Origin of the sequence: Microbacterium sp. SY138 (genome assembly GCF_039729145.1) — a bacterium.
GTDB classification, from domain to species: domain Bacteria; phylum Actinomycetota; class Actinomycetes; order Actinomycetales; family Microbacteriaceae; genus Microbacterium; species Microbacterium maritypicum_A.
In genome coordinates this window covers 1756894-1783255 of sequence record NZ_CP155793.1, presented here as the reverse complement: position 1 = coordinate 1783255, position 26362 = coordinate 1756894, and the positions used below count along the sequence as shown (strand labels likewise).

The window sequence follows — 26362 nt, the reverse complement described above, 5'->3', positions numbered from 1 at the left end:
ACGGGTTCTGAACGCATGCATGCACGTCGCTCACGCGACGTCTGATGAGAGGCCATTCCCATGTCCCCTGTCCGCAGGATTGCGGCCGGGCTGGCGTTGGCGACGGTCGCGACCCTCGCGATCGCCACGCCCGCGTCCGCCCACGATCAATTGATCTCCAGCTCCCCGGCCGCCGACGAGCAGTTGGCGGCCGGGCCGGAGAGCATCACGATGACCTTCTCCGGTGAACTCCTGGTGCTCGACGAGTCACTGACCGGGGCTGTCGTCCTGGTCGTCGACGCCTCGGGGAAGGACTGGGTCTCCGGTGACGTCACGGTCGCCGGCCGCACGGTGACCGCCCCCCTCGAGCCAGGCATGCCGACCGCCGGCTACCAGGTGCGGTGGCAGGTCGTGTCGGAAGACGGCCATCCGATCGCCGGCGTCGTCCCGTTCACCGTGGGCGATGCCGAGCCGATGGCGGCCCCCGCGCCCGGCGGCGCGGCGGAGACCCCGTCGGCATCCGCAGAACAGCCGGATCAGAACGCAGCAGATTCCGGCGGCACCGTCAGGGTGCTGCTCATCGGCGCAGGCGGGGCGGCAGTGGCCGTCCTCGTCCTCGTCCTCATCCGATTCCTCCGCCGTCCTCGGACGGCAGCCGCTCCGCCGGAAGACGGCGGTTCCGCGGCAGATGACCTGTGAAAGGCACCATTGTGAACACCAGCAAGAACCTTCCCCGCCTCGCGGCCGTTATCGCGGTCTCCCTCCTCGCGCTCACCGGGTGCACCCCGGAGAGCTCCCCGACCGAATCCGCATCCCGCCCCGCCGGTGACGCCGTCACGATCGAGGATGCGTGGGTGAAGTCGGCGGAAGAGGGCATGTCCGCCGGTTTCGGCACCCTCGTCAACAGCGGTGACGACGACGTGACCGTCGTCTCCGTCACGTCCGAGGCGTCGAACATGCTCGAGCTGCACGAGACGGTCGAGAACGAGGCCGGTGAGATGGTGATGCGCGAGAAGGACGGCGGGTTCGTCATTCCCGCCGGCGGGAAGCTCGCCCTGGAGCCGGGAGGCAACCACATCATGATGATGGACCTGACCGGTCCTCTCACGGCAGGCAGCGACGTGACCTTCACCCTCACGTTCTCCGACGACTCCACGTATGAGTTCACCGCTCCCGTCAAGGACTACTCCGGCGCGAACGAGAACTACGAGGGCGGCGAAGAGCAAGACGGCTCGGGGCAGTGATGTCGGCGCCCGCCGAGGGCGCCCGCTCCCGCCGCGCCGGGTCGACCCGGCGACAGTTCCTCCTCGGGGGAGCCGTCGCCGGCGTCGGCGCGGTCGCGGCCGTCGGAGTGGACCTCGCCCTGAACAGTCAGGAGAACGGTGCGAAGCCGGTCTCCACGCCGATGAACGGCGAGCAGACCGTTCCGTTCTTCGGCACCCACCAAGCCGGTGTCGACACCGCGGCGCAAGCCCACGGTGTCTTCCTCGGGCTCGATCTCCGCGAGGATGTGGACCGCGACGGGCTCACTCGCCTGATGCGGATCCTGACGGACGACGCGGCTCGTCTGACGCAGGGGCTCCCCGCCCTCGCCGATTCCGAGCCGGAGCTCGCGCTCTCGCCGGCGCGGCTCACGATCACCTTCGGCTTCGGACCCGGTCTCGTCGCGCGCGCCGCGGGCTCCGGCCCTGCGTGGCTCGCACCGCTCCCGGCTTTCGGGGTGGATCAACTGCGACCGGAATTCTCGGATGGAGACCTGCTGTTGCAGATCGCCGGGGACGATCCGTTGACGGTTGCCCACGCGACACGGATGCTCCTGAAGGACGCCCGCGGCTTCGCGAGCATCCGATGGACGCAGCAGGGGTTCCGCCGCGCGTACGGCACGGAACGCCCCGGGACGACGATGCGCAACCTCTTCGGACAGGTGGACGGCACGACCAACCCCGAACCGGGCACACCGGACTTCGACGAGGTCGTGTGGAGTGCGGACGGCTGGCTGGCAGGCGGCACCGGCATGGTGATCCGCCGCATCCGCATGGACCTCGACAAGTGGGACCGCCTGGACCGCGGCGGCCGCGATGCCTCTGTGGGGCGAACACTCGCCAACGGGGCACCGTTGACGGGGACGGACGAGTTCGACGAACCCGATTTCGAGGCGACGACGTCGATAGGGTTCCCCGTGATCCCGCAGTTCGCACATATCCGGCGGGCCCGCGGCGACGGGGAGGAGCGCATCTTCCGGCGCGCGTACAACTACGACGAGCGTCCGATCGGCGCCGAGGTCTCCGAGTCGGGGCTGATCTTCGTCTCGTTCCAAGCCGACGTCGAGCGGCAGTTCATCCCGATGCAGCGCCGGCTCGACGAGCTCGACCTGCTGAACGAGTGGACCGTGCCGATCGGCTCCGCCGTGTTCGCGATCCCGCCGGGATGCGCGGAAGACGGATTCATCGGCGACACGCTTCTGACGTGATCGGCTGCGGGCGTGCCCGGGCCCATCCGGGCACGCCCGCAGCGGCGGGCGGCACTCCCCCGACGAGGAACGGCCAGCTTCGGAAACCGATGCGACATCCTCGGAGTACGAGAGACTTTCGAGACACGAAAAAACCCCCGGAGATCCGGGGGTTTCAGTGTGCGCGATACTGGGATCGAACCAGTGACCTCTTCCGTGTCAGGGAAGCGCGCTACCGCTGCGCCAATCGCGCCCGTTGGGGCTTTTCAGTTTTCCGTGAGGTGGCGACGGGATTCGAACCCGTGTAAACGGCTTTGCAGGCCGGTGCCTAGCCGCTCGGCCACGCCACCGTGTGGATTGACCCCACGTGCGGCAGACCTTCCGAAGAAGACCTACTGCACTCGAGCGGATGACGAGACTCGAACTCGCGACCCCAACCTTGGCAAGGTTGTGCGCTACCAACTGCGCTACATCCGCATTTCGTTCCCGGTTGTCCCGGGCACTCATGAAACATTAGCCGAAGATCCGCACTCCGCCAAACCGGCAGCGAATCTCGCGCGTGTCTCGCCGAGTGGTCCGCGAGGCCTCCGAGCGTCCGGTAGTATCGGTTGACGTACCCCACGGGTATGGGCGATTGGCGCAGTTGGTAGCGCGCTTCCTTCACACGGAAGAGGTCATCGGTTCGAGTCCGGTATCGCCCACCACATCGCCCCCGGTTCTCCCGGGGGCTTTTTCGTCCCCTGCCCGCTCCCCCGGCGGCGTTCCTGGGAACTTGCTATGGTCGAGAGACGCTCTCACCCCCTGAGCGATGGTCGTGGCTCCGCCGCGATCTCACGCGTCAGACGCCGACCGGCGACCACGCGATCACCGAATCCCGTTCGAGGATGCACCGCTGTTCGGTGCGCCCGGAAACGGACGTCCTCGAAAGGAGCCGCACCCCGGGCTACTCGTCTGTGTGCTGTGATGCGCCTCAGTGGTCCAGGTTCGTTCTCGCCATGCCGACCCTTCTCCACTCCCCGCAGAACCCTCAACACCAGACGACGCATTACTCCCCCACTTAGCGGGACTCCTTCTCCATCGACAGGCGGCATCGCCGCACCAAGACGAGAAAGCGAGTACCCGGTGGAAGACTTCCACACACTGTCAGGACCGGTCGTGATCCTGCTCATGCTGCTGTTCTTCGGCGGCAGCCTCTACATGTCCATCCGCATCTCCCGCAGAAAGGAGAACGCCGACGGATACATGACCGGTGGCGGCAAGATCGGGTTCGGCATCTCCGCCGCCTCGATGACCGCTACCTGGATCTGGGCATCCTCGATGTACGCCTCCGCGACATCCGGATACACCTACGGCATCTCCGGCCCCATTCACTACGGCCTCTGGGGTGCACTGATGATCCTCCTCATCTATCCGTTCGGGCGCCGCATCCGCACGGTCGCACCCCACGCGCACACCATCGCCGAGGTCATGTTCGCCCGCCACGGACGTTCGAGTCAGCTCATGCTCGCCGGCTCCAATGTGCTCGGCAGCCTGATCAGCCTCACGTCGAATCTGATCGCCGGAGGCGCGCTCGTCTCGATGCTGTCGCCGTTCACCTTCACACAGGGCATCGTCGCCATCGCGATCGGCGTGCTCGCCTACACGCTGTGGTCGGGCTTCAGGGCGTCGGTGCTCACCGACTTCGCGCAGGTCATCGCCATGCTGGGGGCCGTCGCGATCATCGTTCCGGTGATCTTCTTCGCCGCGGGTGGCCCCGAGCTGTTCGTCACCGGCGCAGCGAACCTCACCCCGCAGCAGGGCGACTTCTTCTCTTCCGACGCGTTCTTCAACCAGGGCGCTCCCTACATCGCCGCGGTGCTCGCCTACGCGATCGGCAACCAGACCATCGCGCAACGACTGTTCGCCGTGCGAGAGGACCTGATCAAGAAGACATTCGTCACCGCGACATTCGGGTACGGCGCGTCTATCATCGGGATCGGCATGCTGGGAGTGCTCGCCCTGTACGCAGGGATCCAGCCGATGGACGGCGACGTCAACAATCTGATCCCGCAGATGGCGTCGACATACCTGCCCCCGCTGCTGATCTGCGTGTTCTTCGTCATGATCATCGGCTCGTTGTCGTCGACCGCGGATGCCGACATGACGGCTCTCTCGTCGATCATGATGGCTGACATCTACGGGCAGAACATCGCGGGCAAGAAGAACGCCAATCCGAAGACGATGCTGCTCATCGGCAGACTCACCATGATCGGCGCAACCGCCGCGGCACTCGGCTTCGCATCGATGCAGTTCAACATCCTCGACCTCCTGGTGTTCGTCGGTGCACTGTGGGGAGCGCTCGTGTTCCCGGTCATCGCGAGCTTCTACTGGGACCGCGTGACGAACGCCGCGTTCAGCATCGCCGTGATCGCCGCGCTCGCCGCGTTCCTGCCCGTGCGTTTCGAGTGGATCTCCCTGTCGGGGGGCTGGGGTCTCGCGAGTGACGTCCTCTCCGTCGTCGGGATCGGGGTGGTCCTGGCCCTGATGTCGTTCGGCTTCTTCGGTCTGCGGGTGGCGCTTGTGGTCGGGACGCTGGCCACGCTGGTGTCGGCGCCGTTCGCGATCGGCTTCCTGCACCAGTACCCGGTGTTGTCGGGGTCGCTGGTCGCATACGCGGTGAGCACGTTGGTCTGCGTCGCCCTCACGATGATGAACAGGACGCGGAGATTCGACTTCGACCTGATCAAGGAGCGCACCGGCAGCTTCGACACCGGGGATATCACACGAAGCGCCGATGTGAAGGGCGACGCCACGCTCGCCGGGAAGGACGCCTGATGGAGACCATTCTGTTGACCGCGTACGTACTGGTGTGGCCGATCATCGTCGTCGGGGTGCTCACCGTCGTGATTCGGGCTTTCGTGAAGGACGCCAAGGAGGCGAAACGCGAAGGGCGCGACATCATCTGATCATCGATGGCTCCGCACAGATGTCGACAAGGCGTGTGCGGAGCCATCGGCGCACTGCCCCCGCGCCTGCACCTCTCCCGCTCGGACGAAGCGGATTGCCCCGATGCCGCCCGTCGTCGCGCGTCGCCGCCCTCCGTGGCCCTACTCGATCGGAATACGCAGGACCCGGTCGTCGCGCTCGCGGGGATCGCCCCGCCCGTCCGTGTTGTTCGTGAGAACCCAGAGTGCCCCGTCTGGCGCGACCACGACGTCGCGAAGCCTCCCGAGCGATTCGACGAAGTATTCCCCGGCGGTGCGCACGTCGGAGAGCGGCACCTCCCTGAGCCGCTCTCCGCGGAGATTCGCGATGAAGATCGATCCCGATGCGATCGTGATGCCGCTCGGACTCGCGGTGTCCGGCGACCACTGCTGGACCGGATCGACGAACCCTTCATGATCGGCGATCCCCTCGACCGTCGGCCACCCGTAGTTCCCACCGGCCTCGATCACGTTCAGTTCGTCCCAGGTGTCCTGGCCGAACTCGCTCGCGTAGAGCGTGCCCTCGTCGTCCCACGCCAGGCCCTGAGGATTGCGGTGGCCCAGGCTGTAGATGGGTGATCCCGGGAAGGGGTTGTCCTCCGGCACGTCCCCGTCCGGTGTGATGCGGAGGATCTTCCCGGCCAGCGAGTCCCGATCCTGAGCCCCCTCACGGTCGCCCGCGTCGCCGACCGTCACGTAGAGCATGTCGTCGGGGCCGAACGCGATGCGTCCGCCGTTGTGATTCCCGGCGGCGGGGATCCCGGAGAGGATCGTCTCGGATTCGCCGAGCTCGAACGAACCCGGCGCCCCCGACAACGCGAAGCGCTGCACCCTGTTCTCGCCGACAGCCGTCGAGTACGCGTACAGCCAATCGTCCCGCAGCGCGATACCGAGCAGTCCCCCCTCTCCTCGAGGCGCGACGCCGTCGATCATCCCGAGCTCGCGAAGCCTCCCGTCGCCGGAAACCTCGACGATGCGGGCGGTGTCCCGTTCGCTGATCAGCGCCGTGCTCCCGAAGAAGGCGATGGACCATGGGGCCTCCAGTCCAGCCGCGACCGTAGACGCGCGCCCCGGAACGATGCTTCCCGATCCGGCGGACGGCGAGGGTGCGAGCGGCGCGGGAGAGGACGAGGCGGGGGACGTAGGAGCGCACGCGGCGAGAGCGATCGCGATGAGAGCAGTCGAGACGAGAGCAGTCGAGACGAGAGCGCCCGCCCCGCGAGCGACCGCGGCGACACGCGGATCGGCCGGCGTCCTCTGCGCCCTCCGCGTCGTCGTCATCGCCGATCCCTTCATCCTCCGTTCGAGAGTAGGCGAGCGGCGCGCACCGCAGAAGAGGCAGGTGTCCGAGGGGGCGCGTAGCCTGCCACGGTGTCGAAGGAACAAGCTCTCCCGGGCCCGTGCACCCTCTGCGGAGGAACGGTCGGTGCCCGCGGTGACGACTCCTGGCGCTGCGCCTCCTGCGGATGGCGTTACGGGGACGTCCCCGACGCCGATCTCCCGCTCCCCCGTATCGACATCGTCTACTACATCCGTTTCGACCGTCGGGTGAAGATCGGCACGAGCCGACGACCGCGACAACGGCTGGCGAGCATCCGACACGACGAGCTCCTCGCCTTCGAGCGAGGCGGACGCCCGGTCGAGCAGCAGCGACACCGCGAGTTCGCCTCGGTCCGCGAAGGCGGAGAGTGGTTCACGTTGACGGACGATCTGCGGACGCACGTCGACGCCCTCCGCCGCGAGGGTGAGCCGTGGCTGCTCTACGGGCGATGGCTGAGCAACGCGCTCCGCGGTCTCGATGCCTCGTGACCTGCGCCAGGACATGACGATGCCGGGCGACCGCTTCGGGAAGTCCAGTCGCCCGGCACCGCGTCTCTGCGGGGATCAGGCCGTGGCCGCATGCCCCCTGGTGGTCGCCGGCTGCGGCTGCGAGAACAGCACCACGACGATCACGGCGACGCCGACGACGACGTGCGGGAGCCAGACGTTCAGCGCCTCGCCCGCGAACCCGAAGATCCACGGCGAGAGGGCGAGGAAGAGGCTGGCGACGATGTCGAACACCAGGTGGACGGGCATCGGGATGAAACCGAAGGGACCCCATTCGTACTTCGTGAAGAGGCTGTACACGATCAGCCCGACACCGAGGACGATCGGGATGATGACCGCCGCTCCGCCCACGTTCGCGAAGCCGAACAGCCAGGGAGCGGCGATCAACGCGACGCCGACGATGTAGTCGAGAATTCCGTGGACCTTGGTGGGGATGAAACGCATGATTCCTCCTTGTGTGGCGCCGCTTCCGCGACTCACCACTGGTTCGAAGCCCGCCACGGATCGGATTGCCTCCCCGCCTCGAGGACGAACGACCTGCGGGCCGGGGAGCTCGACTCGAGTCTCTCGACGGCGCACTCGCGGCCCGGTCCCAGGCAGCCCTGCTACGTTGAGCATGCCGGTATCTCGCCGGCATCAGGGAAGACTTCTCGTCGACCAACGGGCCTCCTGGGTCATTTCGTTCTCCGTCGCCTCCTCTGTGTGAGCCCGAGGAGCATCATGCCCACCCCGTCAGTCCCCTCTTTTCTCGACCCTGCGCACGCCTGGGCGGCGCCCACCGCCCTCCCCGTCGGCACCACGGCCATCGTGTATTGCGAGGGCCAGTTCGGCGAGCAGGACGGCAAGACCGCGAACGGTCTGGTCCGACACTCGGAGAAGTACGAGATCCTCAGCGTCATCGACAGCACCCACGCGGGTGCGGACGCCGGGGTGCTCCTGGACGGTCTCGCGAACGACATCCCGATCCTCGACGGACTCCCGACGGCGATCGCTCATGCAGGTCACGTGCCGGACTACCTGATCTGCGGTGTCGCACCGGCTGATGGGCTGCTCTCCGCCGACCAGCGCACCGTGCTGCTGGACGGCATCGCCCGCGGGATGCACATCATCAACGGCCTGCACGAGTTCCTCACCGACGATGCCGAGTTCGTCGCGGCTGCCCTTCTCGCCCAGGTCACGATCACCGATATCCGTCGCCCCCGGGACAAGAAGGATCTCCATCTGTTCTCCGGCCGCATCTTCGACGTGACCTGTCCGCGGATCACCATCCTCGGGACCGACGGCGCGATCGGCAAGCGCACCACCGCGACGATCCTCGTGAAGGCCCTCAACGATCGTGGCGTCCACGCCGTGATGGTCGGCACCGGACAGACCACGATCATCCAGGGCGGCCGCTACGGCGTCGCGCTCGACGCCCTCGTGCCCCAGTTCTGCTCGGGTGAGGTCGAGAACCAGGTGGTCGCGGCATTCGAAGGCGAAGACCCGGACGTCATCATCGTGGAGGGCCAGGGCGCGCTCAGCCACCCCGCATACATCACCTCGGCGCACATCCTCCGCGGCAGTCAGCCTGCGGGGGTCATCGTGCAGCACGCCCCGGGCCGGACGGTCCTGGGCGACTTCCCGATGGTCGCTATGCCGACGGTCACGAGTGAGATCGCCCTGATCGAGGCTTTCGCCGACACGAAGGTCATCGGCGTCACGGTGAACCATGAGAACCTCACGGCGGAGCAGCTCGCCGCCGCCATCGACGAGATCGAGCTCGACACCGGACTCCCCGCCACCGACCCGCTGACCCGACCGCTGGCGGAGCTCGTGGAGATGGTGCTGCAGGCGTTCCCGACGCTCAGCCCGCGACGGACCACCCGTAGCGCCGCGTGAGAGCCGCTCCGACCCGGTCATAGCGCCCCCGATCGAGAACGGCGGCCTCTCGCCGCAACCCGCGCTCGTGCACGCTGTACAGCTGCTCGACATCCACCCAGGACTCTCGACCCTGAGAGTCCCAGTCGCCCGTACCGATCGACAGGTAGTCGCGGTCACCGTCATGGGGCTTGCTCGTCATCCGCACCGCGTACACGCGCTCTGCGGACTCCCGTCCGATGACGAGCACGGGACGATCCTTCCCGCGACCGTCGTTCTCCTCGTAGGGAACCCAGGTCCAGACGATCTCTCCCGCGTCCGGTGCGCCGTCCCGCTGCGGTGCGTAACCGACCTGCAGGTGCGTGATCCGATCCGGATCGATGCGGACGGTGTCGGTGCCGCGCGCCCGTCCCGGGTCGGTGCCGCCACCCGCGGGCGTCGGGCGCTCCTGCGGGGTCCGTAGACGCGCGTCCGGGCGTCTCGGATCTGATGTCCGAGACGCCCGGCCGGAGCCCACTGCCTTGAGCAGGATCTCCGCGAGTGTTGCCAGGATGCCGTTGGTCTTGCTCACACGGTCACCCTAACCGCTGATCACGCGTCTGCGAGTGCGTAGCCCTCCTCGCCGTGCACGACCTGGTCGACACCGGCGATCTCGTCTTCGTTCGTGACGCGGAAGCCGATGGTCTTCTCGATCGCGAAGCCGATGATGAACGCGACGATGAAGGAGTAGATCAGCACTCCGAGCGCCGCGATCAGCTGCACGGCGAGCTGGCGGGCGTCGCCGCCGACGAACAGTCCCGTCTCGGTGGCGAAGAAGCCGAGGTACAGCGTTCCGATGAGACCGCCGACGAGGTGGATGCCGACCACGTCGAGCGAGTCGTCGAATCCGAGGCGGAACTTCAACTCGATCGCGAGGGCGCACACGACACCGGCGAGTGCGCCGAGAAGCAGAGCCCAACCCGGCGTCAGGTTGGCGCAGGCCGGGGTGATCGCGACCAGACCGGCGACGGCACCGGACGCTGCACCGACCGAGGTGGGCTTGCCGTCCTTGATCTTCTCGACGAGGATCCAGCCGAGGATGGCGGCCGCCGTGGCGCCCAGGGTGTTCAGACCGATGAGTCCGACGCCGCCCATGTCTTCGGCCAGCCATTCCGCTCCCGCGTTGAAACCGAACCAGCCGAACCACAGCAGGGCGGCCCCGAGGAGCGTGAGCGGCACGTTGTGCGGCTTCAGGATGCCCTTCTGGAACCCGATGCGCTTGCCGAGGACCAGGGCGAGTGCCAGAGCCGCGGCGCCCGCGTTGATGTGCACGGCGGTACCGCCGGCGTAGTCGATCACGCCGATGCCGCTGTCCTCGCCGAAGAGCGTGGTGCCGAGGTTCATGATCCAGCCACCGCCCCAGACCCACGCGGCGACCGGGAAGTAGCCGACGGTCGCGAAGATGCCGGCGAAGATGAGCCAGCTGCCGAACTTCGCACGATCCGCGATCGCTCCGGAGATCAGCGCGACCGTGATGATCGCGAATGTGGCACCGTAGGCCACCCCCAGGAGCGCGACGTTCGAGCCCTCACCGGCCGCCAGGCTCGACAGCCCGAAGTCCGCGAAGGGGTTGCCAGCGAACGCGGTCGGGCTGTCGACCGCGCTCATCGAGAAACCGAAGAGAATCCAGAGCACGGCGACGAGTCCGATGGAGCCGAAGCTCATCATCATCATGCTGACGACGCTCTTCGCCTTGACGAGACCGCCATAGAAGAAGGCGACGCCGGGCGTCATGAGCAGCACCAGCGCTGTCGCGGTGATCGCCCACGAGATGTTGCCGGGAGCATCCATAGGAAAACCTCACATCCGAAGTAATTGAGAGCTTCAGTGTGACGACCTGCGGTTTCGTCAATGCGTGAGGTTTGTTTCCCCGCTGTTACAGCGCGGCTCCGCCCGTGAACATCGCGTTACGCGCGCCTGCAGGCTTACGCAGAATGTGTCAGGGCATTGAGTCGGGAGATGGCGCGGAGGTACTTCTTGCGGTACCCGCCGGCGAGCATCTCGTCGGAGAAGACCGCGTCGAGGCCGAGCCCGGTGGCCACGATCGGGATCTGCGCGTCGTACACACGATCGACGAACGCGACGAAGCGCAGCGCCTCCGACTGATCGGTGAGCTGGCGCACGCTGCGCAGGCCCACGCTTCCCAGTCCGTCGATCAGCCTGATGTAGCGCGAGGGGTGCACCTGCGCGAGATGACGGATCAGGTCGTCGAACCGGTCGTCGGACGCTGCGCCCGCGGCGCCGGCCTTTTCGATCGCCGTCTCGTACGCGTCGTCGTCGAGCACCACCGCGTGTCCGTCGAGGGCGCGCTGGCGGAAGTCGACGCCGTCGATGCGCAGCGTCTGGAAGCTGTCGGACATCGCATGGATCTCGCGCAGGAAGTCCTGTGCGGCGAATCGTCCCTCGCCGAGCGCGTTCGGCGGGGTGTTCGAGGTCGCGGCGAGCCGGGTCCCCGTCGGCACGAGCTCTCCCAGAAGGCGGGTCATCACCATCGTGTCGCCCGGGTCGTCGAGCTCGAACTCGTCGATGCACAGCAGGTCGGCACCTTTGAGCAGATCGACGGTGTTCTTGTAGCCGAGTGCGCCGACCAGGGCGGTGTACTCGATGAACGAGCCGAAGTATTTCCGGCGGGCGGGCATCGCGTGATAGATCGAGGCGAGCAGGTGCGTCTTCCCGACGCCGAAACCACCGTCGAGGTAGACGCCGGGCTTCAGCTCGGGCTCCTTCTTCGCCCGGCTGAACAGCCCTCCGCGCTTCGCGGGGGTGCCGCGCCCGGCGAAGCGCATCAGCGTCTCCTTCGCCTCCTCCTGCGAGGGATATGCGGGATCGGCGCGATAGCTGTCGAACGTCGCGGTGTCGAACTGCGGCGGCGGCACCAGGCTCGCCAGCATCTCGGGTCCGCTGACGGTCGGCTGGCGCTCGGTGAGGTGCACGATTCCCGTGCGGCTGGTCGGGTCGGTCATCACGGTCCTGAATCAGGTGCTCACCTGTGTCGAAGTCTTACGAATCGGGCGCAGGGTGCTCGGCGGGGATCTATCGTCGAAGGGACGGATCAACACTACGCCGTCTGCAGCCGCACCCTCGTCCGCTCAAACGCTTCGGAGATCCCATGGCCATCGAGTTCGATTCCTCCTCCCCCAAGTTCGCCGAGTACGCCGAACCCGGCCGGCTCGTCACCACCGAGTGGCTCGCGGAACGGCTGGGGACTCCTGGACTCGTGGTCGTCGAGTCCGACGAAGACGTGCTCCTCTACGAAACCGGCCACATCCCGGGCGCGGTGAAGGTCGACTGGCACACCGAACTCAACGACCCGGTCGTGCGCGACTACGTCGACGGCGAGGGCTTCGCCGAGCTGCTCAGCCGCAAGGGCATCGCACGCGACGACACGGTCGTCATCTACGGCGACAAGAACAACTGGTGGGCCGCCTACGCCCTCTGGGTGTTCTCGCTGTTCGGCCACGAAGACGTGCGTCTGCTCGACGGCGGACGCGATCGGTGGATCGCCGAGGGGCGCGAGCTCACGCGTGAGGCAACGAACCGGCCGCCCACGGAGTACCCCGTCGTCGAGCGCGACGACTCGATCATCCGTGCATACAAGGAAGATGTCCTGGCCCACATCGGCAGCCCGCTGATCGATGTGCGCTCCCCAGAGGAGTACAGCGGAGAGCGCACGACGGCGCCCGCGTATCCCGAGGAGGGAACCCTCCGCGCCGGTCACATCCCGACCGCGCAGAGCGTGCCGTGGGCGAAGGCGGTGGCCGAGGACGGCGGCTTCCGCAGCCGTGCGGAGCTCGACGCGATCTACCGCGACGGCGCAGGGCTCCGCGACGGGGATGATGTCGTCGCCTACTGCCGGATCGGCGAGCGGTCGAGCCACACCTGGTTCGTGCTCAAGCACCTCCTCGGCTTCGAGAACGTGCGCAACTACGACGGATCCTGGACAGAGTGGGGCAGCGCGGTACGCGTGCCCATCGTCACCGGTTCCGAGCCCGGCACACTCTGAACATGTGACAATGACAGGGATGAGCACAAGCGACGTTCCTGACACTCTCGCCGAGATCCGCGACGGCTTCCTGGAGACCCCGGAGCCCGATCGCCTCCTGCTGCTGCTCGAGTTCTCGGACGAGCTTCCCGACGTCTCCGACGAGGTCGCGGCCCACCCGGAGATGTACGAGCGCGTCGCGGAGTGCCAGTCGCCGGTGTACATCCATGTCGAGGTGAACGATGACATCGTGACGATGCACGCGACAGCCCCGCCCGAAGCTCCGACGACCCGCGGGTTCGCAAGCATCCTGGTGCAGGGTCTCACCGGCCTCACCGCAGACGAGGTGCTCGCGATTCCGAATGACTACCCGCAGTCGATCGGTCTCACGAAGGCCGTGTCCCCTCTGCGCATCGGGGGCATGACCGGGATGCTGATGCGGGCGAAGAACCAGGTCAGCCAGAAACGCTGAGAGCCTGTGATTCGAGCCAGTCCGTGATCGCGGTCGTCCAGCCGGTCTGGTCGTAGTTCCACAGCTTCGTGTGGCGTGCCACCGTGAACTTCGGCATCGTCACGAGATCCGGACGTGCCTCCTGCAGCGCGTGCGATGAATCCGCCGGCACGAAGCCGTCGTCGTCGCTGTGCAGGATCAGCACGGGCGCGGTCAGTTCGTCGGCACGAGCGACCATGTCCAGACGATCGAAGTGGATCGGTTCGTCCGCTCCGCTCAGGCGCGCGGTCAGAGGCATCTGGAGTGCCCCCATCGCGAGTTCCGGCAGCGGCGCACGCACGCCGGCCAGTTTCGCCTGGAACCGCAGCACCGTGCGCCAGTCGACCACGGGAGACTCGAGGATGATCCCGGCGATGCGCTCCCGGTGGCCGGACGTCACTGCGGCCTGCAGCGATACGGCGCCCCCCATGGACCAGCCCATCAGGATCACCCGCTCGGCGCCGTGTCGGAGCGCATAGGCGATGGCGGCGTCGACGTCACGCCACTCCGAGGCTCCGAGGGCGTAGGCACCCGCCCTCGTGCGCGGGGCCTCGCCGTCGTTGCGGTACGACACGACCAGGTTCGGCAACCCCGCGGCGTGCAGCACCGGCACCGCCCGCAGGCACTCGGCGCGGGTCGCTCCGCGTCCGTGAACCTGGATCACCCAGGTCGACGACGACGCCGGGAAGTACCAGGCAGGGCATGGCCCTGCGGGAGAGCCGATCAGCAGGTTCTCCCAGCGCAGATGGAGCTCGCTCGGAGACGAGTAGTAGTAGCCGCTGAAGGCCGCGGCACGATCGACACGTGCGCCGGGTTCGATCTGGGTGAGGAGCTTGCGCCGTACGGCCGAACCATCGGCGCTGAGCACCGCCCCGAGTTTGACGTAGCCGTAGGTGCCCGTCGTGAACAGGCCGTAGCGACCGGGAAGCTCGGTGTCGGGTGTGCGCTTCAGCTCGATGGTCTGGGCACCCGTGTCGACCGAGAGGATCTCCGTGTCGGTCGCGCGGCGCATGGGCGTGACGACCCGACGGGCCACGGCGAACACGACGAGAGCGAGCGCTGCTCCGAACGCGAACAGGGCAGGGACAAGGAGCGTAACGGCGTGCCTGAGACTCTTCATCGCTTCCTGACTCTAGCCTGTTGCCGTGACCGCACACCCCGAGGCCGGGACGCCTTTCGAGAGCGCCGTGGCCGAACTGCGCGAGACCGAGTTCCGCGATGACATCACGGTGCGCGAGATCGCCACGCCACAGGGCCTCGCGCCTTTCGCCATCGCCCTCGCCGCCGACGTGCGCCCGGAGGGTGACGGCGAGTCCGTGTACGGCACCGGCCGGTTCGTCCTGCTGCACGATCCGGACGAGCCGGGAGCCTGGGGAGGCTCGTGGCGCATCGTCATCTTCGCGCAGGCGCCGCTCGAGACCGAGATCGGCACCGATCCGCTTCTCGCCGACGTGACGTGGTCATGGCTGGTCGATGCTCTCGACTCGCGCCAAGCGGTCTATCACTCGGAATCGGGCACGTCGACGAAGACGCTGTCGAAGGGATTCGGCGGGCTCGCCGTCGAAGGAGACGGCGCCCAGATAGAATTGCGGGCGTCCTGGACTCCGGAGGGCCCGTTCCGACCGCACGTCGAAGCATGGGCCGAGCTGGTCGGAATGCTGGCGGGGCTTCCGCCCGGCTCCGAGGGCATCGCCGTGATCGGCGCGCGAAAGGCTGTACGTGACTGAATACTCCGTGATCTCGGATGCCGAGGAGTTCCGCGCAGCCTGCGCCGTGCTCGCCGCCGGTACCGGACCCGTCGCCGTGGACGTCGAGCGGGCGTCCGGCTTCCGCTATTCGCAGCGCGCCTATCTGGTGCAGGTGTTCCGTCGCGAGGCCGGCGTCTTCCTCTTCGACCCGCCGGCGATCGGCGATTTCGCACCTCTCCAGGAGGCGATCGGTGACGTGGAGTGGGTGCTCCACGCAGCGAGCCAGGACCTGCCGTCCCTTCGCGAACTGCGCCTCGAACCGCCGGTGATCTTCGACACCGAGCTCGCCTCGCGCCTGCTCGGCCACGAGCGTGTCGGCCTCGGTGCCGTCGTCGAGGACACGCTGGGCATCATGCTCAAGAAGGAGCACTCCGCCGCCGACTGGTCGACACGCCCGCTCCCCGATTCCTGGCTCGAGTACGCCGCCCTCGACGTCCTGCACCTGATCGACGTCCGCGACGTCCTCGTTCTCGAGCTCGAAGAGCAGGGCAAGACCGAGTTCGCCGCCGAGGAGTTCGCCGCCACCCTCGCCCGCGCTCCCAAACCGCCGCGCGAAGATCCCTGGCGCCGCCTCAGCGGCCTGCACCAGGTGCGTGGAGCCCGGAACCTCGCCGTCGCCCGTGCCCTCTGGCAGGCACGCGAAGCGTACGCGCAGGAGCAGGATGTCTCCCCCGGACGACTCGTGCCCGACCGCTCCCTGGTGGCGGCGGTGCTGGCGAACCCGCAGTCGAAGCAGGCGCTGGCCGGCCTCAAGGAGTTCCAGGGCCGCGCGAGCCGCACGCAGCTCGACCGCTGGTGGCAGGCGATCGTCGAAGGCAGGGCGTCGGAAGAGCTTCCCCGCGAACGCGTTCCGAGCGACACCCTTCCGCCCCCTCGCGCGTGGGCTGACCGGAATCCCGAGGCGGATGCACGACTCAAGGCCGCCCGTCCGGTCGTGGAGGCCGTCGCCGAGGAGCTGGGCATGCCCACCGAGAACCTCCTCACTCCGGAGCACCTGCGCCGCGTGGCCTGGGACCTGCCCGGTGAAACCCCCGAGGCGATCGCGGACGCGTTGGCAGCGCTGGGTGCCCGACCCTGGCAGATTGCACAGACCGCACAGAAGATCGCTGCCGCCTTTGTAGAGGCGGCGCAAACGCCCGACACGACGCCCGCACCGGCTTCGTAGGTTCGACCCAACCGATTCCTCCCCGTTTCGCGGGCTTCATAGACTGAGGCCACGCACTAACTTGGAGGCAGAGTGGCCGAGATCTCGGACGTCTTCTTCGTCGATGGAGTACGCACCCCCTTCGGGCGCGCCGGCGAAAAAGGCATGTACTGGAACACCCGCGCAGATGACCTCGCCGTGAAGGCGACCATCGGCCTGATGGAGCGCAACGCCGCCGTCCCGGCAGACCGCATCGATGACGTCGCGATCGCCGCGACGAGCCAGACCGGCGACCAGGGGCTGACGCTCGGACGCTCGGTGGCGATCCTCGCCGGGCTTCCGCAGACCGTGCCCGGCCTCGCGGTCGAGCGCATGTGCGCCGGCGCCATGACGAGCGTCACGACCATGGGAGCCTCGATCGGCGTCGGCATGTACGACTTCGCCCTCGCCGGCGGTGTCGAGCACATGGGTCATCACCCGATCGGTGGCAACGCGGATCCGAACCCGCGCTTCGTCGCCGAGAAGATGGTCGACCCCGGTGCACTCAACATGGGCGTCACCGCCGAGCGCATCTTCGACCGGTTCCCGCACCTGACCAAGGAGCGCTCCGACCGGTTCGGCATGCTGAGCCAGCACAAGGTGCAGGCGGCGTACGACGCCGGCAAGATCCAGCCCGACCTCGTGTCGGTCGCCACCAAGGGTGCCGACGGCGCCTGGGGTCTCGCGACCGAAGACGAGGGCCGTCGCCCGCAGACGACGATGGAAGACCTCGCGGCCCTCAAGACTCCCTTCCGTCCGCACGGGCGTGTCACGGCCGGCACCTCCTCCCCCCTCACCGACGGCGCCACGATGTCGCTGCTCGCCGGAGGTGGCGCGGTGAAGGAGTTCGGACTCGCGCCGAAGATGCGGATGGTCTCGTTCGCGTTCGCCGGCGTGCAGCCGGAGATCATGGGCATCGGACCGATTCCGTCGACCGAGAAGGCGCTCAAGAAGGCCGGACTGACGATCGCCGACATCGGGCTGTTCGAACTCAACGAGGCGTTCGCCATCCAGGTGATCTCGCTGCTCGACCACTTCGGCATCGCCGATGACGATCCCCGCGTCAACCAGTGGGGTGGCGCGATCGCACTCGGACACCCGCTCGCGGCGTCCGGTGTGCGTCTGATGATCCAGCTCGCCGCGCAGTTCGCCGAGCGTCCCGACGTCCGCTACGGTCTGACCGCCATGTGCGTCGGTCTCGGTCAGGGCGGTTCGGTCATCTGGGAGAACCCGCACTACGACGGCAAGAAGAAGAAGTGAGCGCGAACGTGACCAACTACGACGAGATCGACTTCTCCCCCATCCAGGCACTCACCGAGGGCGAGGTCATCACGCAGTCGCCGGTGCGCGACATCCGTCTCGCGTCCGGCAAGGTGCTCGCCCTGATCACGCTCGACAACGGCCGTGACCACACGCGACCGAACACGCTCGGTCCCGCGACGCTGACGCAGCTGGGCGAGACGCTCGACGGCCTCAAGGCGCGAGCCGCGGCCGGCGAGATCCAGGCTGTCGGCATCACCGGCAAGCAGTACATCCTCGCGGCCGGCGCCGACCTGTCCGACATCAGCAAGGTCGGATCGCGCGACAACGCCCGCCTGATCGCGCAGCTCGGACACAAGGTCCTCGGCACGCTCAGCGACCTCGGCGTGCCGTCGTTCGCCTTCGTGAACGGCCTCGCCCTGGGCGGCGGCCTGGAGATCGCGCTGAACTCCAGCTACCGCACCGTCGACTCCTCTGCTGCGGCGGTGGCACTGCCCGAGGTCTTCCTCGGCATCATCCCCGGTTGGGGCGGCGCCTACCTGCTGCCGAACCTGATCGGCATCGAGAACGCCCTCGAGGTCGTCATCTCCAACCCGCTCAAGCAGAACCGGATGCTGAAGCCGCAGCAGGCGTTCGACCTGGGCATCTTCGACGCGATCTTCCCCGCGGCGAACTACCTCGAGAACTCGCTGGCCTGGGCGGATGCCGTCCTGGGTGGCAAGAAGGTCGAGCGCAAGAACGAGCCCGGCAAGATCGAGCGTCTCACCAAGTGGCCGATCGCCATCAAGATGGCGCGCGGGATGCTGGAGTCGAAGATCGGCACCATGCCGAAGTCGCCGTATGCGGCCCTCGACCTGCTCGACAAGGCCAAGGGCGGCACCAAGGCCGAAGGCTTCGCCCGCGAGGACGAGGCACTCGCCGAACTCGTCACGGGCGACCAGTTCGCTGCATCCATGTACGCCTTCGACCTCGTGCAGAAGCGCGCGAAGCGACCGGTCGGAGCTCCCGACAAGGCGCTCGCGAAGAAGGTCACCAAGGTCGGCATCATCGGCGCCGGTCTCATGGCGAGCCAGTTCGCACTGCTCTTCGTGCGCAAGCTCCAGGTGCCCGTGCTCATCACCGACCTGGATCAGGCACGCGTCGACAAGGGCGTCGCCTACATCCACGAGGAGATCGGCAAGCTCGAAGCGAAGGGACGCCTAGACTCCGATTCGGCGAACAAGCTGCGCGCGCTCGTCACCGGCACCACCGACAAGAGCCTGTACGCGGACTGCGACTTCGTGATCGAGGCCGTGTTCGAAGAGGTCGGGGTCAAGCAGCAGGTGTTCGGCGAGATCGAGAAGATCATCGCCGAGGACGCGATCCTCGCGACCAACACGTCGTCGCTCTCCGTCGAGGAGATCGGATCGAAGCTCGCTCACCCCGAACGCCTGGTCGGCTTCCACTTCTTCAACCCTGTCGCGGTGATGCCGCTGATCGAGATCGTGAAGACACCGGCGACGGACGATGCGGCTCTGTCGACGGCGTTCGTGGTCGCGAAGAACCTCGGAAAGAACGCGGTCCTCACCGCCGACGCCCCCGGCTTCGTCGTGAACCGACTGCTCGCCAAGGTCATGGGCGAGGCGGCTCGCGCCGTCTACGAGGGCACCCCCATCGCCGATGTCGAGAAGGCCTTCGGCCCGCTCGGCCTGCCGATGGGCCCGTTCCAGTTGATCGACCTCGTCGGCTGGAAGGTCGCCGCCCACGTGCAGGACACGATGGTGAAGGCCTTCCCCGACCGCTTCTACGCCAACGAGAACTTCCATGCGCTCGCGGAGCTCGACACCGTCGTGGAGAAGGACAAGGGCGGGCGCGTCATCGGCTGGAGCAAGCAGGCGGAGAAGGTTCTGAAGCCCGCCGTCGGCAAGAACCCCGCAACGGCGGCGACGATCCTCCAGCGGGTGCAGGACGGTCTGGCGCAGGAGATCAAGCTGATGCTCGACGAGGGCGTCGTGCCCGAGGTCGAGGACATCGACCTGTGCCTGATCCTCGGCGCCGGCTGGCCGTTCATCGACGGTGGTGCTTCACCGTACCTCGACCGTGAGGGAGCCTCGGAGCGGGCCTTCGGCGGCTCGTTCCACACCCCGCAGATCCGCGGCGTCGAGAGCCGCTGATCGTCGGACGCCATCCCGCGAAGCGCTCCACAGGATTCCTGGCGAATCCGGTGGAGCGCTTCGTCGTCCGCCGCATAAGCACGCACACCTCCGAGCCGCACATCGCGCTGCCGCTCCCTGGCGTGAGCCCCGTCGGCGTGGCCCACTGCCGGCGCTGGCCGGCGTCGTGGGCCCTGCATGATGCCCCTGCGCCGCAGGCCCCGATCGCCGAGACTCAGCTCGCGGGCTGAGCCGGTCGGGGGTCTTCGTCACCACGTCGAGGCCAGTACGACAGCGCCCGTTCGGCCAGCGCGGTGATCGTGAGCGAGGGGTTCACGCCGGGATTCGCGGGAACGGCCGCCCCGTCGACGACGTGCAGGCCGGGGTGTCCCCAGACCCGGTGATATGCGTCGACGACCCCTTCCGCGGGCGACGCCGAGATCACCGCACCGCCGAGGAAGTGCGCCGTGAGCGGGATGCCGAACACCTCCGGCCAGGATCCGCGTGCGGCCGCAGACACCCCGCCGTCCGCCTCGACCCGCGCGGCGATCGCCGCAGCAGCCGTATGGGCTTGGGGCAGATAGCTCGGGTTCGGCTCCCCGTGTCCCTGCGCACTCGTCATCACGAGGCGACCGAAGCGGCGGCGCAGCGAGAGGGTGAGCGAATTGTCCGCCGTCTGCATCACCAGCGCGATGATTCCACGCTCGCTCCAACGGCGGAGACTCCCGAGCCGCCACTGTCTCACCGGTGAGCGGAGCACCTGCGCGACCAGACGGCGCAGGCGCACGCCCAGCGGCTGTCCGCCGGGGACGATGACGGTCGCCAGCGCACCCATCAGGTTCGATCCCGGACCGTAGCGGACGTTCTCGACGTGCGTGCGATCGTCTATGTGGAACGAGGTCGTGATCGCGACGCCCCGGGCGAGCTCGAGCGATTCCGGGACGCTCGTGGCGACCGCGCCGTCCAGCGCCTCGGAGTTGGTTCGGGTCAGCTGCCCCACGGCGTCGGAGACCCGCGGCAGCGCCCCGGACGCCTTCATACGGTGCAGCAGCTGCTGCGTACCCCAGGTGCCGGCGGCCAGCACCACCTGCCGGGCGGTCACGGTTCTCCGCTCATGCCGGAACCAGGCTCCGCTGCGCTGCGTCGTCACCGCGAACCCACCCCCGGGGAGCTCCCGCACCTCGCTCACCGTTCGCAGCGCCTCGATCGCGACCCCTCGGCGCTCCGCGAGATGCAGGTAGTTCTTCATGAGCGTGTTCTTCGCGCCGACGCGGCAGCCCACCATGCAGTTGCCGCAGAGGGTGCAACCGGTGCGATCAGGGCCCTCACCGCCGAAGAACGGATCCGGAGTGCGCTCCCCCGGCTTCCCGAACCAGACCCCGACGGGCGCGTGGCGGAACGTCGCACCGACGCCGAGGTCGTCCGCGGCGCCGGCCATGATCCGCTCCACCGGACCCGTGTGCGGGTAGCGCTCCACGACGCCGAGCATCCGCTTCGCCGTGGCATAGTGGGGTGCCAACTCGGACTCCCAGTCCGCGATGCCCTGCCACTGGGGGTCCGCGAAGAAGGCCGCCCCCGGCTGGTACAGCGTGTTCGCGTAGTTGAGTGATCCGCCACCCACCCCGGCGCCCGCCAGAATCATCACGTGCGGCAGTCGGTGGATGCGCTGCACACCGTAACAGCCGAGCACTGGTGCCCACAGGTACCGGCGGACGTTCCAGTTGGTCTTCGCGAAGTCATCGTCCTCGAAGCGGCGACCCGCCTCGTAGACGCGGACGCGGTAGCCCTTCTCCGCAAGTCGCAGAGCGGCCACGGAACCTCCGAATCCGGAACCCACGACCACGACATCCTCGTCGAACTCAGTCATCGCTCCCCTTCGGCACCATCATCGTGAGCGCGCCCGGCAGCACCGCGATGGTGCACTCATCCTCGCCGATCCGCTCGCCGTCGGCATAGACCACCAGGCCGGTGGCCGACACCGTGACGGACCGTGCACGACGATGCGCCACCTCGTCGCGCGCGAGATGCGTCCCGCGGAGCAGCAGGGGGAAGAGACGAAGCAGGCGCAGCCGGCCCAACGGGGCGACATGGACGATGTCGAGGAGCCCGTCGTCGGGGACGGCCCCGGCGCAGATCGGCATCCCGCCGCCGTAGCTGGAGGTGCTGCCGGCCGCGATCAGCGTACCCGGCTCGCTTCTCGGCGGCTCGCCATCGATGGCGAGGGTGAACTCCATGGGACGCAGCCGCACGAGTTCGATCAGCAGGGCGAGGTAATAGCGAGGCGCACCGTGCGGCCAGCGGAGCCGGTTGGTGCGATCGCTGACCTTCGCGTCGAAACCCAGCGCCGCGATGGTCAGGAATTTCCTGCTGCCCTTCCCGGTGCGGACCACGCCGACGTCGATCGACCGGGGCACGCCCGTGAGAGCGAGTTCGGCGGCAGCCCGTGCGTCGCTGCGTGGGAGTCCGAGAGCGCGGGCGAGGTCGTTCCCGGTCCCGGCCGCGACCAGCACCACGGGGACCGATGCCGCACATACCGTGTCGAGCACACCGGACAGTGTGCCATCACCACCGACGACGACCAGCGCTCGCGGATCGTCTGCCACGGCCGCGACCGCGAGCCGTGCGGTGTCTTCTGCGGATCCTCCCGCATAGGCCCGCACCTCGACACCACGATCACGAAGATGCAGAACAGCAGCTTCCGCCGCTCGCCCGCCCCGCCCTTTGCCGGAGAACGGATTCGCGAGCACGGCGATGTGCTCGGCCATGTCAGAGCGTCCGCTCGATGGGGATCACAGCACCCGGGTTGAGGATGCCCGACGGATCGAGTTCGCGCTTGATCGCACGGAGGATACGGACGCCCGTCTCGCCGATCTCCGCACGGAGCCAGGGCGCATGATCCCTGCCGACCGCGTGGTGATGGCTGATGGTCCCCCCCGACGCGACGATCGCATCGTTGACGCGCGCCTTCACGACTTCCCACACACCGAGCGGGTCCGAACGGATGCCGGCGAGCACGGTGAAGTACAGGGAAGCCCCGGTCGGGTAGATGTGGGAGACGTGGCACATGATGTACGACTTCGCCCCGGCGTCGGCGAAGCCGTCTTTGAGTGCAGAGTCGACCGCCGAACGCAGTGTCTGCAGGTTCGACCATGTGGTCGCGGTCTCGAGCGTCTCGCAGAAGACACCGGCGTCGAGCAGCGAATCCCGCAGGTAGGGGCCGTCGAACCGACCTTTCAGCCAGTCCTCCGCTGCCCCTTCACCTGCCGAGACTCCGCCGGCCGCAGCGAGCTGGATGCTGGCGCGGGCACGCCGCTCGGCGATACCGTCACCTTCGTACACGGTCACCACGCTGGCGCCCTTCGCGAGAGCCCTGCCGATCTTGCCGACCTGCGCGAGACTCACCGCCGTCTCCGCTTCGTCGGAGAGCCGGATGACGGTGGGGCCGTCGCCCTGCTGCGCGACCCGCCGCAGCCCCTCGGCGCCGCTGGTGAAGTCGGGGAAGGACCAGGATTCGAACACGCGGTCGCGCGGGATCCGATGCACCCGCACCCGTACCTCGGTGATCACGCCGAAGATGCCCTCGGAGCCGAGGAACACCCTGATCAGGTCTGGCCCTGCGGCGGAACCGGGCGAGCGCCCGAGCTCGATGTCGCCGGTCGGCGTCGCCACTCTGATCCCGGTCACCATCGTGTCGAAGCGCCCGTTGCCCGCCGAGTTCTGTCCCGAAGACCGGGCCGCCGCGAATCCGCCGATCGTGGCGTAGCGGAAGCTCTGAGGGAAGTGGCCGAGTTCGAAGCCGTGCGCGGACAGCGCTGCTTCCGCCTCCGGGCCTGTCGTCCCCGCCGCGAACAGGGCTTCGCCGCTGAACTCATCCAGCCGGATCAGACCGCTGAGACGTCGCAGGTCGAGGCTCACGACCGCGTGATGCGCGCCCCGGTCGGGGTCCAGTGCGCCGACGACACTAGTGCCGCCCCCGAAGGGGATCACCGCGATCCCTCGCGCGACCGCGATGTCGAGGCACGCGCGCACCTCGTCGTGATCGGCAGGACGGAGGACGGCATCCGGCGCCTCCTGACGCACCTCGCGACGACGGAGGAGGTCGGGTGTCGAACGCCCACCTGCGTGGCGGATGCGTGCCTCGGCGGCATCATCGATGTTCGTCGGGCCGAGCGCGGCGCTGAATGCCGCATGATCCTCAGCGGTCAAGCGCGGCGGATCGAGCTGCACGTGCCCGAGCTCGATCGCCGGTCCGGGCTTGCGCACTCGCCCCAGCAGCATCGGCAGCAGCGCGCGCACCGCCAGGGGCAGGTCCTTCGCCTTGGCCGGATCACCCCAGCCGTTCCATCTCATCGACGGGTCCGCATCGACCCTGCCACTGTCTTGGCCCATGCGTTACAGTGTGACACATCATGGAAGAACGTCAACCACAATGGGATGCGACACAGACGCGGATCCTCGACGCGGCCGACGCGCTGATCGAGCGTCGCGGCGTGCACGGCGTCACCATCGCCGAGCTCGCCCGTCGCGCCGATCTCAGTCGCCCCACGATCTACCGCAACTGGAGCGATGCCGATGATGTCGTCCGCGCCGCGCTGCTGCGGCGCGTCGACGGCATCCTGGGCACCTTCCCCGCGGAAGCGCGCACCCGGACGGTCCTCGTCAACGACGTCCTCCATTTCACGACGCTCTTCCGCAATGACACCCTCTACGGGCGTCTGCTCGCCGATGAACCCGAAGCCTTCACCCGCTACACGCTGCAGCGGGTGGGATCGAGTCAGCGCTTGATCCTCGACTGGCTCGCCACGGCGATCGGCACCGCACAGGCCGACGGCTCGGTCAGATCGGGACCACCGCAGGAGATCGCGGTCATGCTGCTGCTCATCGCACAGTCCGCGGTCCTCTCCCACGGCACCGTGGCAGACCTCATCTCGGAGAACGCGTGGGAGCGCGAACTGCGAGCCGCACTCGACGGGCTGCTCCGCCCATGACCCGGGAGTCATCCGCGCTCAACGTCGCGCGACGGAGGATCGAACTCGCACGCGCAGCCGACGAGACGGTCGACGTCCTCGTCGTCGGGGGCGGTATCACGGGCGTGGGTGTCGCTCTGGACGCCGTCTCGCGCGGGCTCCGTGTGACGCTGATAGAAGCCGAGGATCTCGCCTTCGGGACCAGCCGATTCAGCTCGAAGCTCGTGCACGGCGGCCTGCGCTACCTCGCGACCGGTGACATCGCGACCGCGCGAGAGAGCGCACACGAGCGACATCTCCTGATGACCACGATCGCCCCGCATCTGATCCGCCCGCTCGGACAGCTCCTGCCCTTCTCCCGCGGAGTCACGCTCCGCCAGCGCACTGCGGGCGCCGTCGGGATGGGGCTGGGAGATCTGCTCCGCATGCGCGCGCACACCACCCGGACGACGCTGCCTGCCCCCGCTCTCGTGTCCGCGCGCTCCGCCACCCGCCTGGTGCCTGCGCTCGACCCTCACGGCCTCCGCGGCGGAATGCTGTCCTTCGACGGCCAGCTGGTCGACGACGCGCGGCTCGTGGCGACCGTCGCCCGCACGGCGGCATCTCTTGGCGCTCGCATCCTCACCCGCGTCCGCGCGGTCGTGTTGCGGGAAGACGGCGCATCGGTCGAGGAGACGTCCACGGGCGAGCGGTTCGAGGTCAGAGCCCGCGCCGTCATCAACGCGACCGGCGTCTGGGCCGGTGCGCTCGATCAGACGATCCACGTGCGCCCGAGCCGAGGGACGCACATCGTCCTCGCCGCCGCCGACCTGGGTTCGCCGTCGGCCGCGCTCACCATCCCGCACGAGGGATCGATCAGTCGCTACGTCTTCGCGCTGCCGCAGGCCTTCGGCCGCGTGATCGTCGGCCTCACCGACGAAGACTCCCCCGGTGTCGTACCGCGTGTCGCCCGGCCGACGGAGCCGGAGATCGATTTCCTGCTGCAGAACCTCAATCGCGTGATCGCTGCTCCCCTCGGCCGCGATCGGGTGCGGGGCGCGTTCGCCGGCCTGCGTCCGCTGGTCGACAGCGGGACCGACTCCACCGCCGATGTCTCTCGCCGGCATCTGGTGACGGTATCCACCGCCGGATTCGTCACGGTGCTCGGGGGAAAGCTGACCACCTACCGCCGGATGGCCGAGGATGCCGTGGACCTTGCGGGACGCACCCGCGGACTGCAGTCGGGGCCGAGCCGCACGGCGTCGTTGCGCCTCGTCGATCGGTCGGTGCCCGCCTCGGATGACGTGCTCGACGACGCCACGGGCTTGACCGCCGCGGAGGTCGAGTTCGCCGTTCGCACGGAGGGCGCGATGACCGTCGATGACGTCCTCGACAGGCGCACCCGTGTCGGACTCGTGGATGCCGATCGCGCACGCTGCCACGCGGCGGTCGAGAACGTCGTCGCCCGCACTCTCGCCGACCTCGCCTGACCCGCCGCGGCGAATCC

Annotated in this window: 24 protein-coding genes and 4 tRNA genes; 16 read left to right on the top strand and 12 right to left on the bottom strand. The window is 68.0% G+C overall.

Annotated features, from left to right (window positions below):
- The first annotated feature begins 60 nt into the window (after window positions 1-60).
- From ABDC25_RS08470 to ABDC25_RS08460, 3 genes are read left to right on the top strand one after another with little or no spacing between them, the layout of a single operon-like run.
- Window positions 61-678, top strand: a complete 618-nt coding sequence (locus ABDC25_RS08470; protein ID WP_347125800.1) for a copper resistance CopC family protein — start codon at window positions 61-63, stop codon at window positions 676-678.
- Complete coding sequence (locus ABDC25_RS08465) at window positions 675-1223, top strand: copper chaperone PCu(A)C (protein WP_347125799.1); 549 nt, start codon at window positions 675-677, stop codon at window positions 1221-1223. The genes ABDC25_RS08470 and ABDC25_RS08465 overlap by 4 nt, the downstream gene beginning before the upstream one ends.
- Window positions 1223-2449, top strand: a complete 1227-nt coding sequence (locus tag ABDC25_RS08460) for a Dyp-type peroxidase (RefSeq protein WP_347125797.1) — start codon at window positions 1223-1225, stop codon at window positions 2447-2449. The genes ABDC25_RS08465 and ABDC25_RS08460 overlap by 1 nt, the downstream gene beginning before the upstream one ends.
- 160 nt (window positions 2450-2609) lie before the next feature.
- Here the strand turns inward: ABDC25_RS08460 and ABDC25_RS08455 are convergent.
- The 3 genes from ABDC25_RS08455 to ABDC25_RS08445 form a co-directional block, all read right to left on the bottom strand.
- Window positions 2610-2681: transfer RNA gene (locus tag ABDC25_RS08455), tRNA-Val, on the bottom strand.
- Window positions 2682-2707: 26 nt separating this feature from the next.
- Window positions 2708-2778, bottom strand: a tRNA-Cys gene (locus tag ABDC25_RS08450).
- A 54-nt stretch (window positions 2779-2832) separates the two neighbouring features.
- Window positions 2833-2905, bottom strand: a tRNA-Gly gene (locus ABDC25_RS08445).
- Window positions 2906-3056: 151 nt separating this feature from the next.
- On the opposite strand from ABDC25_RS08445, the gene ABDC25_RS08440 reads away from it, so the two are divergent.
- From ABDC25_RS08440 to ABDC25_RS08430, 3 genes are all read left to right on the top strand, one after another.
- Window positions 3057-3132: transfer RNA gene (locus ABDC25_RS08440), tRNA-Val, on the top strand.
- A 463-nt stretch (window positions 3133-3595) separates the two neighbouring features.
- Window positions 3596-5242, top strand: coding sequence for a sodium:solute symporter family protein (locus ABDC25_RS08435; RefSeq protein WP_347125964.1), 1647 nt, complete (start codon window positions 3596-3598; stop codon window positions 5240-5242).
- Entirely contained in the window at window positions 5242-5373 is a 132-nt protein-coding gene (locus ABDC25_RS08430) for a putative transporter small subunit (RefSeq protein WP_029259283.1), read from the top strand. Before ABDC25_RS08435 ends, ABDC25_RS08430 begins: the two co-directional genes overlap by 1 nt.
- Before the next feature lie 141 nt (window positions 5374-5514).
- On the opposite strand, the gene ABDC25_RS08425 is transcribed toward ABDC25_RS08430, so the two are convergent.
- Entirely contained in the window at window positions 5515-6672 is a 1158-nt protein-coding gene (locus tag ABDC25_RS08425; protein ID WP_347125795.1) for a PQQ-dependent sugar dehydrogenase, read from the bottom strand.
- Between the two features lie 90 nt (window positions 6673-6762).
- On the opposite strand from ABDC25_RS08425, the gene ABDC25_RS08420 reads away from it, so the two are divergent.
- Complete coding sequence (locus ABDC25_RS08420; RefSeq protein ID WP_021200659.1) at window positions 6763-7200, top strand: GIY-YIG nuclease family protein; 438 nt, start codon at window positions 6763-6765, stop codon at window positions 7198-7200.
- Window positions 7201-7275: 75 nt separating this feature from the next.
- Here ABDC25_RS08420 and ABDC25_RS08415 read toward each other — a convergent pair whose 3' ends face one another.
- Entirely contained in the window at window positions 7276-7662 is a 387-nt protein-coding gene (locus tag ABDC25_RS08415) for an SPW repeat protein (RefSeq protein WP_021200660.1), read from the bottom strand.
- A gap of 276 nt (window positions 7663-7938) precedes the next feature.
- On the opposite strand from ABDC25_RS08415, the gene ABDC25_RS08410 reads away from it, so the two are divergent.
- Window positions 7939-9096 carry a DUF1611 domain-containing protein gene (locus tag ABDC25_RS08410; protein WP_021200661.1) on the top strand — a complete coding sequence of 386 codons (1158 nt, stop codon included), beginning with the start codon at window positions 7939-7941 and terminating at the stop codon, window positions 9094-9096.
- Here the strand turns inward: ABDC25_RS08410 and ABDC25_RS08405 are convergent.
- The 3 genes from ABDC25_RS08405 to zapE all read right to left on the bottom strand — a co-directional run bounded on the left by ABDC25_RS08405 (window position 9062) and on the right by zapE (window position 12077).
- A complete protein-coding gene (locus tag ABDC25_RS08405) occupies window positions 9062-9646 on the bottom strand; it encodes a type II toxin-antitoxin system PemK/MazF family toxin (RefSeq protein WP_021200662.1) in 585 nt (194 codons plus the stop codon). The genes ABDC25_RS08410 and ABDC25_RS08405 overlap by 35 nt on opposite strands.
- Window positions 9647-9666: 20 nt before the next feature.
- On the bottom strand, window positions 9667-10905 hold the full coding sequence (locus ABDC25_RS08400) for an ammonium transporter (protein ID WP_021200663.1): 1239 nt from the start codon (window positions 10903-10905) through the stop codon (window positions 9667-9669).
- Window positions 10906-11039: 134 nt separating this feature from the next.
- Entirely contained in the window at window positions 11040-12077 is a 1038-nt protein-coding gene (gene zapE, locus ABDC25_RS08395) for a cell division protein ZapE (RefSeq protein ID WP_347125791.1), read from the bottom strand.
- Window positions 12078-12223: 146 nt separating this feature from the next.
- Between zapE and ABDC25_RS08390 the strand changes: the two genes are divergently transcribed.
- A complete protein-coding gene (locus ABDC25_RS08390) occupies window positions 12224-13117 on the top strand; it encodes a sulfurtransferase (RefSeq protein ID WP_021200665.1) in 894 nt (297 codons plus the stop codon).
- A 19-nt stretch (window positions 13118-13136) separates the two neighbouring features.
- Window positions 13137-13568: a SufE family protein gene (locus tag ABDC25_RS08385; protein ID WP_021200666.1), complete on the top strand. Its 432-nt coding sequence runs from the start codon at window positions 13137-13139 to the stop codon at window positions 13566-13568.
- Here the strand turns inward: ABDC25_RS08385 and ABDC25_RS08380 are convergent.
- The gene (locus ABDC25_RS08380; RefSeq protein WP_021200667.1) at window positions 13552-14706 is read right to left on the bottom strand and encodes an alpha/beta fold hydrolase; all 1155 of its coding nucleotides are present in this window, start codon (window positions 14704-14706) and stop codon (window positions 13552-13554) included. The genes ABDC25_RS08385 and ABDC25_RS08380 overlap by 17 nt on opposite strands.
- Window positions 14707-14731: 25 nt before the next feature.
- On the opposite strand from ABDC25_RS08380, the gene ABDC25_RS08375 reads away from it, so the two are divergent.
- The 4 genes from ABDC25_RS08375 to ABDC25_RS08360 all read left to right on the top strand — a co-directional run bounded on the left by ABDC25_RS08375 (window position 14732) and on the right by ABDC25_RS08360 (window position 19930).
- Window positions 14732-15313 carry a DUF3000 domain-containing protein gene (locus ABDC25_RS08375; protein ID WP_021200668.1) on the top strand — a complete coding sequence of 194 codons (582 nt, stop codon included), beginning with the start codon at window positions 14732-14734 and terminating at the stop codon, window positions 15311-15313.
- The gene (locus ABDC25_RS08370) at window positions 15306-16499 is read left to right on the top strand and encodes an HRDC domain-containing protein (protein ID WP_031207679.1); all 1194 of its coding nucleotides are present in this window, start codon (window positions 15306-15308) and stop codon (window positions 16497-16499) included. The genes ABDC25_RS08375 and ABDC25_RS08370 overlap by 8 nt, the downstream gene beginning before the upstream one ends.
- Window positions 16500-16571: 72 nt before the next feature.
- On the top strand, window positions 16572-17777 hold the full coding sequence (locus ABDC25_RS08365; protein ID WP_021200670.1) for a thiolase family protein: 1206 nt from the start codon (window positions 16572-16574) through the stop codon (window positions 17775-17777).
- A gap of 8 nt (window positions 17778-17785) precedes the next feature.
- Entirely contained in the window at window positions 17786-19930 is a 2145-nt protein-coding gene (locus ABDC25_RS08360; protein ID WP_031207681.1) for a 3-hydroxyacyl-CoA dehydrogenase NAD-binding domain-containing protein, read from the top strand.
- A gap of 214 nt (window positions 19931-20144) precedes the next feature.
- Here the strand turns inward: ABDC25_RS08360 and ABDC25_RS08355 are convergent, their stop codons facing one another.
- From ABDC25_RS08355 to ABDC25_RS08345, 3 genes are read right to left on the bottom strand one after another with little or no spacing between them, the layout of a single operon-like run.
- A complete protein-coding gene (locus tag ABDC25_RS08355; protein WP_347125787.1) occupies window positions 20145-21776 on the bottom strand; it encodes a GMC family oxidoreductase in 1632 nt (543 codons plus the stop codon).
- Complete coding sequence (locus ABDC25_RS08350; protein ID WP_021200674.1) at window positions 21769-22674, bottom strand: YegS/Rv2252/BmrU family lipid kinase; 906 nt, start codon at window positions 22672-22674, stop codon at window positions 21769-21771. The genes ABDC25_RS08355 and ABDC25_RS08350 overlap by 8 nt, the downstream gene beginning before the upstream one ends.
- Before the next feature lies 1 nt (window position 22675).
- Window positions 22676-24298 carry an FAD-binding oxidoreductase gene (locus ABDC25_RS08345; protein ID WP_235045239.1) on the bottom strand — a complete coding sequence of 541 codons (1623 nt, stop codon included), beginning with the start codon at window positions 24296-24298 and terminating at the stop codon, window positions 22676-22678.
- A gap of 20 nt (window positions 24299-24318) precedes the next feature.
- Here ABDC25_RS08345 and ABDC25_RS08340 point away from each other — a divergent pair, with 20 nt between their 5' ends.
- Together ABDC25_RS08340 and ABDC25_RS08335 are read left to right on the top strand one after the other, a co-directional pair.
- Entirely contained in the window at window positions 24319-24897 is a 579-nt protein-coding gene (locus ABDC25_RS08340; RefSeq protein ID WP_021200676.1) for a TetR/AcrR family transcriptional regulator, read from the top strand.
- On the top strand, window positions 24894-26345 hold the full coding sequence (locus tag ABDC25_RS08335; protein ID WP_347125784.1) for a glycerol-3-phosphate dehydrogenase/oxidase: 1452 nt from the start codon (window positions 24894-24896) through the stop codon (window positions 26343-26345). The genes ABDC25_RS08340 and ABDC25_RS08335 overlap by 4 nt, the downstream gene beginning before the upstream one ends.
- Window positions 26346-26362: the final 17 nt, after the last annotated feature.

Coding starts and splice junctions, on each gene's coding strand:
- ABDC25_RS08470 (WP_347125800.1), top strand. CDS start 61: ATGTCCCCTGTCCGCAGGATTGCGGCCGGGCTGGCGTTGGCGACGGTC.
- ABDC25_RS08460 (WP_347125797.1), top strand. CDS start 1,223: ATGTCGGCGCCCGCCGAGGGCGCCCGCTCCCGCCGCGCCGGGTCGACC.
- ABDC25_RS08435 (WP_347125964.1), top strand. CDS start 3,596: ATGCTGCTGTTCTTCGGCGGCAGCCTCTACATGTCCATCCGCATCTCC.
- ABDC25_RS08430 (WP_029259283.1), top strand. CDS start 5,242: ATGGAGACCATTCTGTTGACCGCGTACGTACTGGTGTGGCCGATCATC.
- ABDC25_RS08425 (WP_347125795.1), bottom strand. CDS start 6,672: ATGACGACGACGCGGAGGGCGCAGAGGACGCCGGCCGATCCGCGTGTC.
- ABDC25_RS08415 (WP_021200660.1), bottom strand. CDS start 7,662: ATGCGTTTCATCCCCACCAAGGTCCACGGAATTCTCGACTACATCGTC.
- ABDC25_RS08410 (WP_021200661.1), top strand. CDS start 7,939: ATGCCCACCCCGTCAGTCCCCTCTTTTCTCGACCCTGCGCACGCCTGG.
- ABDC25_RS08400 (WP_021200663.1), bottom strand. CDS start 10,905: ATGGATGCTCCCGGCAACATCTCGTGGGCGATCACCGCGACAGCGCTG.
- zapE (WP_347125791.1), bottom strand. CDS start 12,077: ATGACCGACCCGACCAGCCGCACGGGAATCGTGCACCTCACCGAGCGC.
- ABDC25_RS08390 (WP_021200665.1), top strand. CDS start 12,224: ATGGCCATCGAGTTCGATTCCTCCTCCCCCAAGTTCGCCGAGTACGCC.
- ABDC25_RS08385 (WP_021200666.1), top strand. CDS start 13,137: ATGAGCACAAGCGACGTTCCTGACACTCTCGCCGAGATCCGCGACGGC.
- ABDC25_RS08380 (WP_021200667.1), bottom strand. CDS start 14,706: ATGAAGAGTCTCAGGCACGCCGTTACGCTCCTTGTCCCTGCCCTGTTC.
- ABDC25_RS08355 (WP_347125787.1), bottom strand. CDS start 21,776: ATGACTGAGTTCGACGAGGATGTCGTGGTCGTGGGTTCCGGATTCGGA.
- ABDC25_RS08350 (WP_021200674.1), bottom strand. CDS start 22,674: ATGGCCGAGCACATCGCCGTGCTCGCGAATCCGTTCTCCGGCAAAGGG.
- ABDC25_RS08345 (WP_235045239.1), bottom strand. CDS start 24,298: ATGGGCCAAGACAGTGGCAGGGTCGATGCGGACCCGTCGATGAGATGG.
- ABDC25_RS08340 (WP_021200676.1), top strand. CDS start 24,319: ATGGAAGAACGTCAACCACAATGGGATGCGACACAGACGCGGATCCTC.
- ABDC25_RS08335 (WP_347125784.1), top strand. CDS start 24,894: ATGACCCGGGAGTCATCCGCGCTCAACGTCGCGCGACGGAGGATCGAA.